Annotated in this window: 12 protein-coding genes and 1 pseudogene; 6 read left to right on the top strand and 7 right to left on the bottom strand. The window is 61.7% G+C overall.

The window, feature by feature from the left end; translation table 11 throughout:
• Nucleotides 1-6: 6 nt before the first annotated feature.
• Nucleotides 7-651 (bottom strand): class I SAM-dependent methyltransferase, encoded by a 645-nt coding sequence (locus tag AC16HO_RS08620; RefSeq protein WP_395642653.1) that lies wholly within the window; start codon nt 649-651, stop codon nt 7-9.
• A 104-nt stretch (nt 652-755) separates the two neighbouring features.
• Nucleotides 756-2,291 (bottom strand): L-piperidine-6-carboxylate dehydrogenase, encoded by a 1,536-nt coding sequence (amaB, locus tag AC16HO_RS08615; protein WP_395642652.1) that lies wholly within the window; start codon nt 2,289-2,291, stop codon nt 756-758.
• A gap of 171 nt (nt 2,292-2,462) precedes the next feature.
• Here amaB and AC16HO_RS08610 point away from each other — a divergent pair, with 171 nt between their 5' ends.
• Together AC16HO_RS08610 and AC16HO_RS08605 are read left to right on the top strand one after the other, a co-directional pair.
• Nucleotides 2,463-3,686 carry a YncE family protein gene (locus AC16HO_RS08610; protein WP_395642651.1) on the top strand — a complete coding sequence of 408 codons (1,224 nt, stop codon included), beginning with the start codon at nt 2,463-2,465 and terminating at the stop codon, nt 3,684-3,686.
• Nucleotides 3,687-3,837: 151 nt separating this feature from the next.
• The gene (locus AC16HO_RS08605; protein WP_395642650.1) at nt 3,838-5,349 is read left to right on the top strand and encodes a glycosyltransferase family 39 protein; all 1,512 of its coding nucleotides are present in this window, start codon (nt 3,838-3,840) and stop codon (nt 5,347-5,349) included.
• Between the two features lie 24 nt (nt 5,350-5,373).
• On the opposite strand, the gene AC16HO_RS08600 is transcribed toward AC16HO_RS08605, so the two are convergent.
• The 4 genes from AC16HO_RS08600 to AC16HO_RS08585 form a co-directional block, all read right to left on the bottom strand.
• Entirely contained in the window at nt 5,374-7,182 is a 1,809-nt protein-coding gene (locus AC16HO_RS08600) for a Mur ligase family protein (RefSeq protein ID WP_395642649.1), read from the bottom strand.
• Nucleotides 7,183-7,189: 7 nt separating this feature from the next.
• On the bottom strand, nt 7,190-9,982 hold the full coding sequence (gene cphA, locus AC16HO_RS08595; RefSeq protein ID WP_395642648.1) for a cyanophycin synthetase: 2,793 nt from the start codon (nt 9,980-9,982) through the stop codon (nt 7,190-7,192).
• A gap of 82 nt (nt 9,983-10,064) precedes the next feature.
• Nucleotides 10,065-10,913 carry a cyanophycinase gene (locus AC16HO_RS08590; protein ID WP_395642647.1) on the bottom strand — a complete coding sequence of 283 codons (849 nt, stop codon included), beginning with the start codon at nt 10,911-10,913 and terminating at the stop codon, nt 10,065-10,067.
• Nucleotides 10,914-11,373: 460 nt separating this feature from the next.
• Nucleotides 11,374-11,655: a helix-turn-helix domain-containing protein gene (locus AC16HO_RS08585; protein ID WP_395642646.1), complete on the bottom strand. Its 282-nt coding sequence runs from the start codon at nt 11,653-11,655 to the stop codon at nt 11,374-11,376.
• Nucleotides 11,656-11,833: 178 nt separating this feature from the next.
• On the opposite strand from AC16HO_RS08585, the gene AC16HO_RS08580 reads away from it, so the two are divergent.
• The 3 genes from AC16HO_RS08580 to AC16HO_RS08570 all read left to right on the top strand — a co-directional run bounded on the left by AC16HO_RS08580 (nt 11,834) and on the right by AC16HO_RS08570 (nt 14,012).
• Nucleotides 11,834-12,094, top strand: coding sequence for a DUF3761 domain-containing protein (locus AC16HO_RS08580; RefSeq protein ID WP_395643046.1), 261 nt, complete (start codon nt 11,834-11,836; stop codon nt 12,092-12,094).
• Nucleotides 12,095-12,310: 216 nt separating this feature from the next.
• Nucleotides 12,311-13,330 (top strand): hypothetical protein, encoded by a 1,020-nt coding sequence (locus tag AC16HO_RS08575; RefSeq protein ID WP_395642645.1) that lies wholly within the window; start codon nt 12,311-12,313, stop codon nt 13,328-13,330.
• Between the two features lie 202 nt (nt 13,331-13,532).
• A complete protein-coding gene (locus tag AC16HO_RS08570; RefSeq protein WP_395642644.1) occupies nt 13,533-14,012 on the top strand; it encodes a hypothetical protein in 480 nt (159 codons plus the stop codon).
• A 394-nt stretch (nt 14,013-14,406) separates the two neighbouring features.
• Here AC16HO_RS08570 and AC16HO_RS08565 read toward each other — a convergent pair whose 3' ends face one another.
• Nucleotides 14,407-15,792 carry a primase-helicase family protein gene (locus tag AC16HO_RS08565; protein WP_484335380.1) on the bottom strand — a complete coding sequence of 462 codons (1,386 nt, stop codon included), beginning with the start codon at nt 15,790-15,792 and terminating at the stop codon, nt 14,407-14,409.
• Nucleotides 15,793-15,867: 75 nt separating this feature from the next.
• Between AC16HO_RS08565 and AC16HO_RS08560 the strand changes: the two are divergent.
• Nucleotides 15,868-16,633, top strand: a pseudogene (locus AC16HO_RS08560) (IS3 family transposase); the annotation flags it as partial.

Raw genomic sequence — 16,633 nt, 5'->3', positions numbered from 1 at the left:
GCGCCGCTATCCGGCGTGCGTCGCGCCGCCGCCGCGGCGGCGCAGCAGGGCGTAGGCGAACGACTGCGCTGTGCCCCAAGGCGTCGAGTGCATCTCGCGCGCCTGGTCGATCAGTTCGAAGTGGGTGGCGAACAGCGCGGCGATGTCTTCGGCCTCGCGACGCGCGACCGGCAGACCGCTGCATCGCTCCGGGCCGTCGCCGGCGAAGCCGCCGATCACGGCATGCCCGCCGCCGCGCAGCGCGGTGGCGGCTTGACCCACGTAGGCATCCGTCGCCGGCTTCCCGATGAGGAAATGCAGCACGGCGCGGTCGTGCCAGAGGTCGAAACCGGCCGGCGGCAGATCGGCGTGGGTGATGTCGGCGATGCGCCATTCGACCCGCGCCGCGCGCTCGCCGAGGCGGCGGCGCGCAACCTCGAGTGCCGTTTCGGAAAGATCGAGCACGCTGACCTGGGTGACGCCGCGGTCGAGCAGGTCGTCGACCAGCGTCGAAGTGCCGCCGCCGACATCGATCACGCGCGTGTACGGGTCGAGCCCGGCGCGTTGCAACAGCCGCAACGAAGTGTCGAGGTGCGGGCGAAACCAGCTTGCCGCGCGCGCGTCCTTCTCGCGATGGACACGTTCCCAGTGCTGCCGGGTTTCGCTGATCATGGCGAAGGCGGGTCGGAAGGGTGGTTGCGGGCGTGGATAGACGCGGACAGGGTCAGCGCCATGCCGTATCCGCGCGGGTCCGCATCAAATGCCTTGACCGACGTCTACAAGTCGAACTTGATGCCCTGCGCCAGCGGCAGCGAATCGGAGTAGTTGATCGTGTTGGTCTGGCGGCGCATGTAGGCCTTCCAGGCATCCGAACCCGACTCGCGGCCGCCGCCGGTTTCCTTCTCGCCGCCGAAGGCGCCGCCGATCTCGGCGCCCGAGGTGCCGATGTTGACGTTGGCGATGCCGCAGTCCGAACCGGCCGCGGAAAGATATTTCTCCGCGGTCTGCATGTCGCGCGTGAAGATCGAGCTCGACAGGCCCTGCGGCACGCCGTTCTGCAGCGCGATTGCTTCATCAAGCGAGTCGAACGGCATCGCGTAGAGGATCGGTGCGAAGGTTTCGCTCTGCACGACACTGTCGGCATTCTTCACGCCGCTGATGATCGTCGGCAGGACAAAGTTGCCGGCGCGGTCCGTGAGCGCTGCGCCGCCGGTTTCGATCTTGCCGCCGGCCGCCTTGGCCTTCTCGATCGCGCCGACGAAACCGTCGACGGCGGCCTTCGAATTGAGCGGACCCATCAACGTGGTCGCGAGCGTCGGGTCGCCGATCTTCTTCTCGACCTGCTTGTACGCGGCGACGAGCTTGCCCATCACGTCGGCAAAAATGGATTTGTGGATAAATACACGTCGTGTGGTCGTGCAGCGCTGGCCGGCCGTGCCGACCGCGCCGAACACGATCGCCGGGATCGCCAGTTTCAGGTCCGCGCTGGCATCGACGATGATCGCGTTGTTGCCGCCGAGTTCGAGCAAGCTTCGGCCCAGGCGTCGCGCCACGCGCTCGCCGACCGTGCGTCCGACCGCGGTCGAGCCGGTGAAGCTGATCAGCGGGATGCGATGGTCGTCGACGAAGGCCTGCGCGAGTTCCACGCCGGCGTCGTTGAACAGGAAGAACAGATCCGGGAAGCCACCGGTTTTGAGCGCCTCGTTGCAGATCTTCATCGAGGCGATCGCGGAGAGCGGCGTCTTCGGCGACGGTTTCCAGATCGAGATGTCGCCGCAGACCGCGGCGATGAACGCGTTCCACGCCCACACCGCGACCGGGAAGTTGAACGCCGAGATGATGCCGACGAGGCCGAGCGGATGCCACTGCTCGCCCATGCGGTGGCCGGGGCGCTCGCTGTGCATCGAGTTGCCGTAGAGCATGCGCGACTGGCCGACGGCGAAGTCGGCGATGTCGATCATTTCCTGTACTTCGCCGTCGCCCTCGGGTTTGATCTTGCCCATCTCCAGCGCCACCAGCGAGCCGAGCGCGTCCTTGTGCTTGCGCAGCGCTTCGCCGCAGAGGCGGATTGCTTCGCCGCGCCTCGGCGCCGGCGTCGTGCGCCATTGCGCGAACGCGGCCTGCGCGCGCGCGACGATGGTTGCGTAGTCGCTGGCCGAAGCCGAATGCACGCGACCGACCACCTCGTGCGTGCTCGGGTTGATCACCTCGAGCAGGCCGGCGTCGGTGGTCCGCGACCATTCGCCGTTGCCTAGATAGGTGCCGGAAACGGTGCCGGTCAGGCCGAGTGCGGACAGGATCTTGTCAGACATGAACATTCCAGATGGGTTTGCAAAGGCGGCAAATTATAATCCGGAAATTGGACCTTCCCGGAACCGCGAAGGCGGAATTGGAAGGGGCCAATACGCCATACTGGCACCGCGGCTGGAGCGGTGCTGCCGGAATTCCGCTAGGATTTCCATCGTTGGCGCAGGGGGATGAACATGAAACAGCGTCGTTTTCTGTTGCTCGTTTGCCTGGCGATCCCGTTGCTCGCGGTGGCCGCACCGGGCTCCAGCCGTCATCTTTTCGTATGGGCGATGGAGGCCGGGCGGCCTCTCGCGCAGGTCATGGAGATGACGCCGGCCGACATCCCGGCGCGGCGCAAGGGATTGGGTCTGGGCAAGGATTTCCTCGCGGTTTTCGACATCGGCCCCGGGGTGTCGTTCGGCAAGCTCGTTGCGATGTTGCCGGTGGGAGACGCGGCGCAGGCGCACCACACGAACTATGCGATGCCTGCGAACGATGTCCTCTACGCCAACGACTGGCTGGGCAACCGCACCTACGTCTTCGATCTGCATGACCCCGTACACCCGCGGCTCGTGCGCCAATTCGGCGACGTCGGCACCTACGGGTATCCGCATTCGTTCGCCTATCTCGCCAACGGCAACACGTTGGCGACGTTTCAGTATTCGGGCGGCTTCAATCATGCCGCCGGCGGGCTGGTGGAGTTCGATCCGCAAGGCAAGGTGGTGCGGACCGCGTCGGCCGCGGCAGCGGGACACGCCGACGTCCGGCCGTACAGCCTGGCGGTCGACGAGAAGCACGATCGCGTCGTCACCGGCAGCGCGGACATGATGGCCGCGCAGGTCAGTCACGTCGCGCAGGTCTGGCGGCTCTCCGATCTGAAGCTGATCAAGACCCTGGCGCTGCCGGAACCGCCCGATTGGTATTACGACACTGCGGCCGATGCATCGGAGCCGCGCGTTCTGGCCGACGGTGAGACCGTCGTGGTGCCGACATTCAACTGCGGCTTGTTCCTCATGCGCAATCTGGCCAGCGAGGATCCGATGCTGCAACACGTCTACGATTTCGGCTATCGCACCTGCGAGGTGCCGGTGGTCGCCGGCGATTTTCTGGTCGAGGCGATGCAAAGCGGACACGCGATCGCGAGCCTCGACCTGCACGATCCCGAGCATCCGCGCGAAGTCAGCCGCATTCTGCTGCCCGCGGACGAATACCCGCATTGGCTCGCGCTGGAACCGGGTGGCGATCGCCTGGCCATCACCGGTTACGGCGCACTCAACACCAAGGTTCGTTTCGCCACGATCGATCGCCACACCGGCAAGCTGACGCTCGAGACGACGACCATCGACTTCACCCGCACATGGCCGGACGGCTGGCAGGGCAGCGCCATCCCTCACGGTGCGGTATTCGGCAATCCTTGAGCCGCCGCAGCCGAAAGTGGGGGGCGATGTACACGCCGCGGGGGAGGAAATCCGGTGGCATCCGGATATCGTCGCCGATCATGGGCCTGCGGATCGCATGAGGCCACTGTCGCCCATGCGTTATGCTCGCCGGGATTTCAGGACAAATACGATGATGACGAAACGCGGCTTCGATCGCGACGTGATGTTGCTGTTGGTGCTGGCCACGGCCAAGCTGGTTTTCCACGTCGCGACGAACGGGCAGTACGGCTTTCATCGCGATGAACTGCAGTTTCTCAGCGACGCGCGCCACCTCGACTGGGGCTTCGTCGCCTATCCGCCGCTGACGCCGTTCCTCGGCCGCATCGAATGGGAATGGTTCGGCGCTTCGCTCGCCGGATTCCGGTTCTTCCCCGCGCTGGCGCAGAGCATCGTCTTCGTCGTTGCGGGCTTGATGGTGAAGCGGATCGGCGGCGGTCGCGCGGCCATGCTGGTCGCGGCATTCGCCGTCGCGCTCGGTCCGGTGTCGTTGTCCGGAAGCGCGCTGTTCATGTACGTCACCTTCGATTTTCTCTGGTACGTGCTGCTGGCGTATTTCGTCGTCTGTCGCATCGAATCCGGCGATGCGCGCTGGTGGCTCGCCATCGGTGCGATGGTGGGACTCGGCATGATGACCAAGTACACCGCGGCGTTCTTCGCCGCGGGAGTGGCCGCCGGTGTCCTGTTGACTCCACTGCGCGCCGACCTGCGCGGCAAGTGGCTGTGGTGCGGAGTCGCTTTGTCGTTGCTGATTTTCCTGCCGAATCTGATCTGGCTGTACCGGCACGATTTTGTCACCTTCGACATGCTCCAGTTCATCCATGCGCGCGACATGCGCATCGGTCGCGCCGATGGTTTCCTGTTGCAACAGCTCTATATCGCTTCGAATCCATTTACCGTGCCTTTGTGGCTGCTCGGGCTCTGGAACGTGTTCGCGACCGAGCGTGGCAGGCGTTGGCGCATCCTCGGTTGGATGGCGCTGGTTCCGTTCGCGATCTTCGTCGTCGCGCGCGGCCGCGGCTACTACGCGGCGCCGTTGTACCCAATGTTGATCGCGACCGGCGCGGTGCAATTGCAGGCGGTGATCGAGGGCATGGGGGCCGCGAAATGGCGCCGTACGGCGTGGGCTGCTTCGTTCGTGATCGTGCTTTGCGGCGCGATCGTATTGCGCATTTGCCTGCCGCTGGTGCCGGTGAATTCGCCGGCGTGGGCGCGAGTCAACGACCTCAACGGCGACTTCCGCGAACAGTTCGGCTGGCCGGAGCTCGTGCGCGAAGTCGCCCGCATCCGCGATGGCCTGACGCCGGAGGAGCGCGCGCAAACCGGCATCTGGGCGAGCAACTACGGCGAAGCCGGCGCGCTCGATCTGTACGGCCCGCAATACGGCCTGCCGCAGGCGTGGAGTGCGGCCAACTCGTTCTGGCTACGCGGGCCCTACGGGCCGACGCCGCTGAACATGATCGTCGTCGGTGCCGATCGCAAGGACCTCGACGCGCCGTGCACGACGGTCGAACTTGCCGGCCACACCAGAAACGATGCCGGCGTTGCCAACGAGGAAACGAAGTATCACCCGAACATCTTTCTCTGCCGCGGTGTGCGCAAGCCGCTGGTGGAGTCGTGGCCGAAGTTAGTCGAATTTATGTAGTTGCCGGAAAGCGCGGAACCGCGCTTATGCAGGATTGCGTGCCGGCAACGCCAAGCCCGGTTCCCACTCCGTCGCAGCAAGTTTGTCGAGCAGAGCGACCACATCGGCGCGTCCCTGCTTGTCGTGGATCGGCAGGACCAGCAGGTCGCCGTCGCGTGCCCAGGCGAGCGCGCCACGGGCTGCGTCGATTTCGTTGTCGCGCAAGGTCATGGCATTTTCCGCGACGCCTTCGCGTGCCAACTCCGCGCGCAGCAGGGCAACCACCTCGCCCAAGGCGCGCCCGCGCGCGTAGCTCGCGAGTTCCTTCAGCACGACGAAGTCGGGGCAGTTGCGCGCGGCGACGGCGGCCAGCTCGCGGATGTCCGCATCTTCGCGATTGCCGGCCTGGCCGAGCACGAGCGCAAGGCGGCCTTGCGGATGCAGACTGCGCGCAACTTCGAGCAGGCCGCGCAGTCCGTCCGGATTGTGCGCGTAGTCGACGATCACCGTCGTCGCGCCAAAACGCCAGCGCATCAGCCGGCCCGGATTGTCGCTGTTGCGTGCCCCGAACGCGGCGCATACCTGCGCGATGTCGGCATCATCGATGCCCAGCGCGTGGGCAAGCAGCGCGGCACCGGCGAGGTTGGCGATGTTGTATTTCGCCGCACCGTTTGCGCTCAGCGGCATGTCGGCGATGCGTCCAAGCGAGCGATCGATTCCGTCCGCGTGCAGGAGGAGTTTTCCGTCGCTCACCCCGCAGGTCATGCCGCCGCGCGCGCGGTGTTCGATCAAGCGCGGATGATCCGCATCGAGTGCGAACCAGGCCAGACGTTTCGCTTTTTCCGATTCTCGAATCGCGAATCCCGATTGCCGGCTCTTGCGCACGAGAACCTCGTCATCGGCATTCAGCACGAGCGTGCCGTCGGCGCGCAACGCATGCGCGACGACGAGCTTGGCATCGGCGAGATCGTCGAGGTCGTGCACGCCGTACTCACCGAAGTGGTCGGCGCTGATGTTGGTGACGATCGCCGCCTGCACGCGCTCGACTGCGAGTCCCCGGCGCAGGATGCCGCCACGCGCGGTTTCGAGCACCGCCGCTTCGCTGCGCGCATCGCGCAATGCGGTGCGCGCGCCGGCGGGGCCTGAGTAGTCGCCCGCAGCGACGAGTTCGCCGCCGATGACGACGCCGTCGGTGCTGCTGAAGGCGGTGCACCGTCCCGCGCGTTCGCTGATCGCGGCGACGAGGCGCGTCGTCGTCGTCTTGCCGTTCGAGCCGGTGACGAGTGCGACCGGAATGCCGTGCAGCGATGGCCAATCGACGGCGCTGATCGAGGGCAGCGCATCGAGCGGCCAGGTGCGTGCGCCGCTGCCTGCGCCGAGCGTCAGTTCGGTGTCATCGAGCACAGGGGGAAGATCGCGTCGGTGCGCTTCGTCGAGCAATGCAACCAGGCGGGGTTGCCGTTCCGCGACGGATGCACGTTGCAACGTATGCAGCGCAAGTTCCGGGTCCCAAATCGCGGGATAAGCGGGAGCATGAAAAAAATCTTTCCTTCCCGCGGGGGAGAAGGGAAGCAGGGTCTGCTCAAACGCCAGCTCGTTGACTTCGGTGGCCGTGAAAAGCTGATCGATCGGCGCGGTGATCGCGAGCGAGCCGGTGCCATCGCGCAAGCGCGCCGCGGTTTCGATTTCCGGCCAGTCGAGTTCGCGGCGCAGCCGATCGATATTGGCGCGCCAGCGCTCGACGGCCGCATCGTCCACAAAGATTCCCGGCGCGGTGTCGAGCACGGCGCCGGGCACGGGGAAGTAGAGATTGGCGCCGGTCAGGCGGCGCGAATCCTCGAACGGAATCGTCATGCCGCTTTCAGTCTTCGGTGTCGCGCGCGAAGCGGATGCCGCGTTCGTCGCGAATCAGACCGTCCATCTCGACCACGGCGCGCTCCTCGACCACGGTCTCGATCGCGGCGACCGGTTCGACGCGCTTGACCGCGGGCGCCGGCGTGCCCTCGGCATGGAACTTGGTGATCTGCTTCCATGAGCGCACGAGCGCATCGGCGAACACCAGCAGCAGGTCGCCGGGCTGGCCCATCTTCAGCGCGGCGGCTATCGCTTCCTGCTCGTCGGGAATGGTCGTGATCGCGGATGCCGGCACGCCTTTGTCCTGCAACGCCCTGGCGATGATGCGCGGTACCTCGTCGCCGTCGCGGCCGCGCAGCGCGTCGTCGCGGCGCACGATGTAGTGGTCGAACTTGCCGGCAACCGCACCCGCGATCTCGACGAGATCCTCGTCGCGGCGGTCGCCCGGCCCGGCGACGACGACGATGCGGCGTCCGCTCACGTCGAGGCGCCCGGCAAGGTCAGCCATCACCCCGACCGCGTGCGCGTTGTGACCGTAGTCCATCAGCACCTTGAACGGATGCTCGTTGAACACGTTCATGCGGCCGGGTGCCTGGAAGAACGTGGTGTCGAACGTGCGCAGGCCCTGGCGGATCGCGTCGAGCTTGATGCCGAGGGCGAAGGCGAGGCTGGCCGCGACCATTGCGTTCTGCACGTTGTGCAGCGCGCGGCCTTCGAGCGTCGCGGGAATCAGGTGCGTCCACATCAGCGGGATATGGCTGCCCTTGTCGTACAGCGTGATCATCGAGCCGTTGACGCCGGCTTCGAGCGCGCAGGCGCGGCCGCCCGCGCGCACGTGTTCGCGCACGAGCGCATGCGAGGGGTTCATCGTCACGTAGCAGATGACCTTGGCCTCGGTGTAGGCCGACATCTTGAGCACGTGCGGATCGTCGGCGTTGAGCACGACGCAATCCTTGGCGACCTCGATCGGGATGCGCTTCACTTCGGCGAGCTGTTCGAGCGTGTCGATGCCCTTCAAGCCGAGATGGTCGCTCTGCACGTTGAGCACCGCGGCGACATTGACCTCGGGCACGCCCATGCCGGCACGCAGCAGGCCACCGCGCGCGACTTCGAGCACGGCGATGTCGATGTTCGGATCGGCCAGCACCATGCGCGTCGACACCGGCCCGGTCATGTCGCCCTCGACCGTGCGCTGGCCGTCGATGTAGACGCCGTCCGTGGTGGTCAGGCCCGGCGTGTAGCCGGCCATCTTGGCGATGTGGGCGAGCATGCGCGACGTGGTCGTCTTGCCGTTGGTGCCGGTGATCGCGGCGATCGGCACGCGCGACGGCGTGCCTTGCGGAAACAGCATGTCGATCACCGGCCCGGCCGCGTCGCGCGGCGTGCCTTCGCTGGGCGAAACGTGCATGCGGAAACCCGGCGCGGCGTTGATCTCGCAGATGCCGCCGCCGACCTTCTTGTAGCTCTCGGCGATGTTCGGCGAAAGGAAGTCCACGCCGCCGACATCGAGTCCGATCGCGCGCACCGCACGCACGGCCATGTCGCGATTGTCGGGATGAATGATGTCGGTCACGTCGGTCGCGGTGCCGCCGGTCGACAGGTTCGCGGTCTTGCGCAGCGGTACGACGCGGCCCTTCTCCGGCACCGAGTCGAAGCTGAGGCCGGCGCCTTCGAGCATCACGGTCGCCTCGCGGTCGAGCTGCAACTTCGTCAGTACCTTCTCGTGACCGACGCCGCGACGCGGATCGGAGTTGACGATCTCGACGAGCTCGCGCACCGTACGCGTGCCGTCGCCAACGACATGGCCCGGCGTGCGTTTGGTCGCGGCGACGAGCTCGCCATTGACGACGAGCAGGCGATGGTCGTCGCCGGCGAGATAGGTTTCGACGATGACCGAGTTCGAGTGTTCCTGCGCGGCCTTGAAGCCGGCGATCACGTCCTCGTCTTTCGTGATTGCGATCGTGATGCCGCGGCCGTGGTTGCCGTTGTAGGGTTTCGTCACGACCGGACCGCCGAGCCGGCGCGCGGCGCGCAGCGCGCCTTCCTCGCTGCGCACGAGTTCCTGTTTCGGCACCGGCAGGCCGAGCGAGGCGAGGATCTTGTTCGTCTCCTCCTTGTCGCTCGCCAATTCCACGGCGATATGCGAGGTGCGTCCGGTCACCGTCGCCTGGATGCGCTGCTGGTACTTGCCGTGGCCGAGCTGCACGAGCGACTGCTCGTTGAGCCGCAGCCAGGGGATGTCGCGCTGCTCGGCGGCGCGCACGAGCGAGGCGGTCGACGGACCGAGTGCGCGGCGCTGCGCGTAGCGGATGAACGCATCGCGCGCTTCGGCGAAGTTCCAGCCCTCGGGCACGCTGTCCTTCGGTCGCAGGTTCCCCGGCAGCAGCGAGCAGAGCAGGCGCAGCGCGAGATCGCCCGCGGCGATGCCTTCCTCGCGTTGCGCGTATTCGTAGACCACGGTGTACACGCCGGGCCGCGCGTCGCTGAGGCTGCGCGTCTTGCCGAAGGTGACGTCCTCGCCGGCGACGTTCTGCAGTTCGATCGCGACATGTTCGAGCACATGCCCGAGCCAGGTACCTTCACCCTCGCGCATGCGGCGGATGAAGCCGCCCGGTTCGCGGTACGAACAGCCGTGTTCCTGCAGGCCGGGCAGGGCGGCGACGAGGCCGTCGATGAATTGGTCGCCGAGTTTGGCGGTCGGCCAGTTTTCCAGTTCGCCGAGGTCGAGCTCGAGCTTGATGACCGGGAAGTGCGCGTACAGCGAGGGGCCGACGTAGACGGAGCGGTCGAGTATGCGCATATCGATTCCCTGAGTCGGGGCAACTCGCCCCATGCCTCCAAGGAAAGCACAAAAAGCGCAATCCGCCAATCGGCGGAAAGGCTCAGTGCGTTTGTTTCGGTGATACCAGCGACCCGGCCGACGCCGTGCGCGTGGCGAGATTGTAGGTCGCGCCGGCGACGAGGATATGCACCTTGAGGCCGATCAGGCAGACCGGCTCGTCCTCGCTGACCTGATCCATCGAGGAGAACTGCATGTCGCTGGCGTCAACCACGGTCACCGCACCCGAGCCTTCGACTTCGAGGGTGTTGTCGGGGCGGATGAACGCGGCCGTGTCCTCGTCGAGGCCGATGCCGACGAGGAACGGGTTGTAGGCCAGCGCCGCGAGCAGGCGGCCCAAGCGGTCGCGCTGGCGGAAGTGCTGGTCGATGACGAAGCGGTTGGTCAGGCCCAGACCCGGCGCGAGGCGCACGCTGCCGGCCGTGGGCGAAGCGCCTTCCTTGCCGAACGCGATCATGTGCTCGGAGAGGATGCTCGCGCCCGCGCTGGTGCCTCCGACGTGGACTCCGCGCGCGTTGCAGGCACGGATCGCCTGCGCGACCGGCGTGCCGCCGAGCAGGGTGGAGATGCGCAGCTGGTTGCCCCCGGTGAAGAAGATGCCGCTCGCGTTCTCGATCAGGGCGAGGCGGTTGCGTTCCTCGGCATCGCGGCGGGTGTCGAAATCGAGCGCGGTGACCCGCGCGGCACCGAGGTCGGCGAAGATGCCCTCGTAGCGCGCGCCGGTGTCGGCGAGCTGGCTCGCGGTCGGGATGACCACGATCTCGGCATCGCGCCCGCCGCACAGGTCGACGAAGCGGCCGAGAATGCGGGCGTCGTGGTGCTTGGCCTCGGCGCCGCCGATCGGCACGATCCAGCCGCGTTCTTCGCCTTCGATGACTTTGCTCGGACTCATCAGTAGAACAGTGATAGCAGGAGATGATGATTGAAACGTGCGGTCAGGGACGGCCGCTTTTTGACGTTCATGTTCTGCGACGAACACATAAATACTGGCGGCCCCGACACGATTCGAACGTGCGACCTTCCCCTTAGGAGTCGTGCTAGGCCAATTTTGCGCAACTTTCGTCAACACTCGACGCTAGGAAATTCAGGGGTTTCGCTCTGTCGAGTATTGCCGTGTATCGGGGTGGATTATAGCGAACTGTCCCAAAAGTGTCCCAAGCAAGGCCATGTTTGCAGCCCCAAGCAACGCCTCCCCCATGCGGACCATCACGAATGCTTGAGGGTATACTTGTACACTGGGGCTAAACTCCAACGCGATAGACCACCCTCGGCCGGGCCCGCATGATCAATGCCGGGGTATATGCTCGCATCCGAAATTTTTTTGGATCAGGTTGGGAAAACTCCGCTTGGGGTCACCTCGACTTGCTGCGAGAAACCGCCACGTCAGGGGTTAGCGCTAGTTTTTCCTCAAGCCGGCCCACGAAGGTCGGAAAATCCAAGCCTATAGCGAGGCAGTAATTCCGCAGCTCGATGGGATCAATACGCCTGTCGCCGGACTCGATGCGGCTGATGCTTGACTGCGCGATTTTCAAGCGCTTTCCAAGATCAGCCTGCAAGACCCCCGACGCCTCACGCTGCTGCTTAAGTAGTTCAAGCATCGCGCGATATTGGACGTTGTAGATCGACTTGGGCATTGCGCTCGGGAAAACCGCGAGGCCCTTGAATTTATATGCGATCTACACATATGCTATTTCGTCATACGACTGATCCGACTTCAGGATTTAACGCATAGGCATAGGGGGCTAGGGCTATGAAAATGCAGGTTGCACTTCTGCTGGTACTCGTCGCAGTACCGAGTGCGTCCTTTTCTCAATACGTCGCCTGCGACCCGCAAGTATCGTCGAATCACTGTCTCGCGCCGAGGGCGGAGCAGCAACTAAGCAACCATCGCTACTGAAGCAACAGCAGCGGCAACGTCGTGCACGCGCCTGCGCGGACACTAGTGGCCCACCGGCTAACGCCTCGGCTCAGTGTCGAGACGGCTCGTACAGCTTTTCAGAACACACGCGTGGGACGTGCTCTCATTACGGCGGCGTGGCGCAGTGGCTTAAATGGAATGAGGTAAGGAGATGAAATTGAGAATTTTTGCATTCTGTCTGGTGGCCGTTCTTTTGCCGGCGTTTCCTGCCAGTGCTGTGCAGCACGTACATGGCTATACCAAGAAATCCGGTGCCTACGTCGCGCCGCATTATCGGAGCAACCGCGATCACTCGCCCCTCAATAACTGGTCAACCAGAGGCAACATCAATCCGTATACAGGAAAGAAGGGAGCCAAGAAGGTGAGGCCCAATGGACATTAAAAATAGAAAACTGTGGCTCGCGTTCCTAATGTCATTTTCTGCCATTGGTTTGGCTGTGCATAGGAATGCAATAGGGCAAGAGCACAATGATTTTCTTGGACTTGAGTTGCGACAGTCAATACTGAAAGACGAGATTGAGCGTAGCCGTTTACTCGCAGAGAAATACTGGTCTTTTGCCGATTCAATAAATGATGATCGCAATATCGGTACCGCAAACAATGAGGTTGGTGTGCCAGAGTCGCAGTGCTATGCGCTCGGTACGATCCTCGCCTTTGACAAAGACATTCGTGATCTAAGACCTGCATCTAACAAAGTCAACCTAACTCTACGAACAGATGAAAACGCCTATGATGTTCGAGTTGCAGCACAAACACTCGATAATTTCGTAAATGTTGCAAAAAATACTCTCAAGTTGGTTAAGGGGGCGCAGATACAGGAATGGAATCTTGATTGCGTAGGAAAGATGTCAATACCTAATTCGGACTGGATAAGCGGTAAACAAACGACATTCTCAGCTATCGAAAACAATGGGAGAACACTCCGAATTCTTGGTGCAGTAAATGTTGGATTTTCGTCCCAATTGATTGCTGCTATCGAAAGTCACCCTGGAATTGAGGAGGTAGCTCTTGGAAGTGGTGGTGGCGTTGTCATAGAGGCGGTGCGAGCTGGTCTCTACATTCGCTTACATAGGCTGAAAACTACACTATGGAACGGTTGTTATTCAGCATGTCCTCTTGTTTTTATGGGGGGTGTTGAACGAACTATCTGGTCGCCATACCCAGTTTTGGGGTTTCACAAAATCAGTCATTCCGATGGTTCAGCGGTGCCGATGACCGACCCAATGTATTCAGTGGTTATGAAATACATGCGTGATATGGGTGTGGACGCCAATTTCGTCCTTTCGCAGGCGCGGAGGTCCGAACCAAATAATATGACCGAAATCAATGGTAGCGACCGTCGTCTATGCGAAGCGCGTGTTGCCACATGGATTCAACGTTCGTGCGGCTAAAGAAAATGCAAGAACATCTGAACGAGAGGAGATGGTGATCCTCCAAGCGAGCGAAAATCTTATCTATGGCGGTGAGAGCCTGCTTCTATTGGCGTTCCCGCTCGATCGCTACATACGCCGCCCTACCTACCAAATGGGAAAACCGTGGCATGCTTGTTGCGGATGAGGGTACAGTTGTACGCAAAGATGAGGTTATGGTTCGATGAACGTCGAAGCTAGAGAATTGGCTTGCATCAACGCAGCGCGCGTGGTTCGACTGCGGGAGATAGTGGACGATCTAATCGCGCCCGAGCCAAGATATGGATGGCCGAAGAAAGAAGATTGGTTGCGGGAAATAGGGCTGATTGCGAAAAGAGAACTCGAAGAAGCAGACCCCGCTGTCAAACCTAAGCTGCCAGAAACCAAAACTGTCGCAAGCCTCTGGGAGCTGCATGGGATCGATTCTTACAGTCGTGGAGCTTGGGAAAATGGATTTCCCTTGCTCGAATATTGGATTGATACCCTATATGGGCAGAGAGTCGCCAGAGAGCTAGACCTCGCCAAGCAGATCGAAGAACATGAGGCGCGAAGAGCTGCGGCAGAAAAAAATAGCGTTCAAGATATTCATATCATGCGAATGCCGAAATTGACGATTGCCGTAAGGCGTGCGTCCATGCAGCTGCTTCCATACAATGACTTGTAAGTCTTTGCGTGGACAGGAGTCCAGCAATAAGTGCTCGAAATAGGCAAATCACTGTGGCACACTGCGTGCTAATGCACGGCCTGTGGAGAGCAACCGATAACGGGCACCACAAGGCGCGCAGGTCATTGAGACAGTATGTCCGCGTCCTGCGCGGTGCTTAAAGGGCTGTCAAGGCGGAAATATAGGCGCGACGCTGGCCTCAATGCCCCCAACGGCTCAACACCTCCTTTTCGGTCGCTGAACTGGCACACGGCGGGGGCGTGTATACATATATTTTTTTTCTTCAATTAAAAAGAAGCGTTGAGGGTGTTGAGGCCGTTGGAATCCAATGAGATCGCGCCTCTCGCACCTGCTTGAATGTTGAGGTAGTGCTGATGGTGTTGAGCACTCCTTGCTACAAGATAGGCCCCACGCGATATGGCGTTAGCTCATCGTAGCACTCTGCCTTCGTCTTGCCGTTGAGCCATAAATCGTGATTGCGAATGATCCAGCCCCGCGCACCATTCGTTTTACCGTCTACGGACTTCGTTGCATTTATCTCCTTTGCGTTCAACGGTGCTGCTTGTAGGGATTTCGTAACGTGATTCATCGTCACACTTCGGTTCAACACCAATTCGATTTGCTTTTTTACGTCCATTAGGCTGACAATATCTCGCGCAAAACACCCGCTGTTTGAAGAGTAAGCGTCAATTATAGCCTGCTCCCAATCGCTGCGACTAACTTCCTTCGCCCGCTGCTTCGCTTGTGATGTTGGCGCCACGTGTGGATTGAACTCGGAAACATCCATTCGACCGTATATATAGCGCAGTACCCCCGGTGCCCGTTCGCTATTCAAAAAACTATACAGTTCTTCAGCCAATTCTTTTGGCATTGCCTTTGCGCACGTTTCCATGATCGCCCATCGTCTATCGGAATTGGAAACGTTGATCGCATCGATATGATTGCTTGTGGCTAGTATAGTTGTGATATTCCGCACTTCAAATCCATCTTTTCCTTTGGCGACGATTCGCACTCTGGCATCGGTTATTAAAGGTTTCAGATCATTTGCTTTCTTTAATGCATCGGTCTGCTTTACTTGCCAAATTTCCTCAAACACTACAATGCGATGAAACATATACGGGTTAAAATCAGAATTTATCTCATTATTTCCAACTGCGCTGACATTATTCCAGCCAAAAAGGCGTCGCGGAATTTCTAGCATTTGCGTGCTTTTACCGCTGCCTTCTTCACTTCCAATTATCAGCAAGCCTTTAGGAATTCGAGATCGTGGGTTTTGGACGAGATAGGCAAAACACTGATTGATGTAGTTCAACCCATCTTCTGCGTCTTGCTCGCCATTCACCAGGTGGATGCGATGCCGCTCTAACATTTGCTTCTCTTGCTCCGTTGGTTCGAGCGGCTGTGGTTCCCAAGGTCGATAGGTGTTGGCAAGACGAATGCCATTGTCCAGATAAATTCTGGCTTCACCCGGCCCGTAGCCGACACGGTCGGCCAGCTCGATACAACCGAATTCGCTCGCGATGTAGTCGGCGCGCGCCGAAGCCTTGTCACCACTTTTAGGCATGAGACGCGCGCAGGAACGGTTCAGCGCTTCCACCGATAACCGAACGCCATTGGCATCTAGGTAAGCATTTTCCGTGCGAACGTAAACGAAGTTCTCGCGGATGAACTGGCACGCTTCGTCGACCGTTGCGAATCGGCCCGGATACGTCTCTGGCGTTCGTCGCCAGCCGTTCGCATATGCCGACTTTATCAGTACGCCAACGCCAGTACCGGTCATGCCATGACCTGCCCGGCGATTCTCGGACCGGCTGAAAGTTGAGAAGATGGCTCCCGCCAACGAAGCGAGGAGTCTATGCGGAAGGCACGATTCACTGAAGAACAGATGGTCAAGATTCTGCGCGAGGCGGACAAGACGCCGGTCGCACAGGTGGCCAAGCAGTACGGGATCAGCGAGCAGACGTTGTACGTGTGGCGCAAACGCTATGGCAAGCTGGAAGCTGCCGACGTCAAGGAACTGCGCACTCTGCAGCAAGAGAACGCCCGATTGAAGAAGCTGCTGGCCGAGCGCGATCTTGCCATCGAGGTGATGAAGGAGATCAACGCAAAAAAATGGTGAGCGCGCCCGCACGCCGGCGACAGGCCAAGCTCGCGCTCGCGCGGGGTCTGTCGAGCCGAAGCGCGTGCGCGCTGATGAACGTTTCCCGGTCGATGCTGTATTACCGTGCGCGCCAGCCGGCGAAGGATGCGCCGGTGCTGGCGGCGATGCGTGATCTGTCGGCCCAGTATCCACGTTTTGGCTATCGGCGCATTGACGTGTATCTGGAGCGCGCCGGATACGTGATGAGTTGGGACCGCACGCACCGGTTATGGAAGCTGGCGGGATTGCAGGTGCCACGCAAACGGCCGCGCAAGCGCATCTCCAGCCAGCGCCCGCGGCCCTTGCCGGCGACGGGCCCGAACCAGGTGTGGGCCTACGACTTCGTGTTCGATGCCTGTGCCAACAACCAGCAGCTCAAATGCCTGACGGTCATCGACGAGTGGACGCGCGAGAGCCTGGCGATCGACGTCCAGGGCAGCATCCGGTCAGGCCGGGTGATCGAAGTACTCAGCCGCCTGAT

The organism is Rudaea sp. (assembly GCF_057139185.1).
This window is presented reverse-complemented; position numbering and strand designations above follow the sequence as displayed.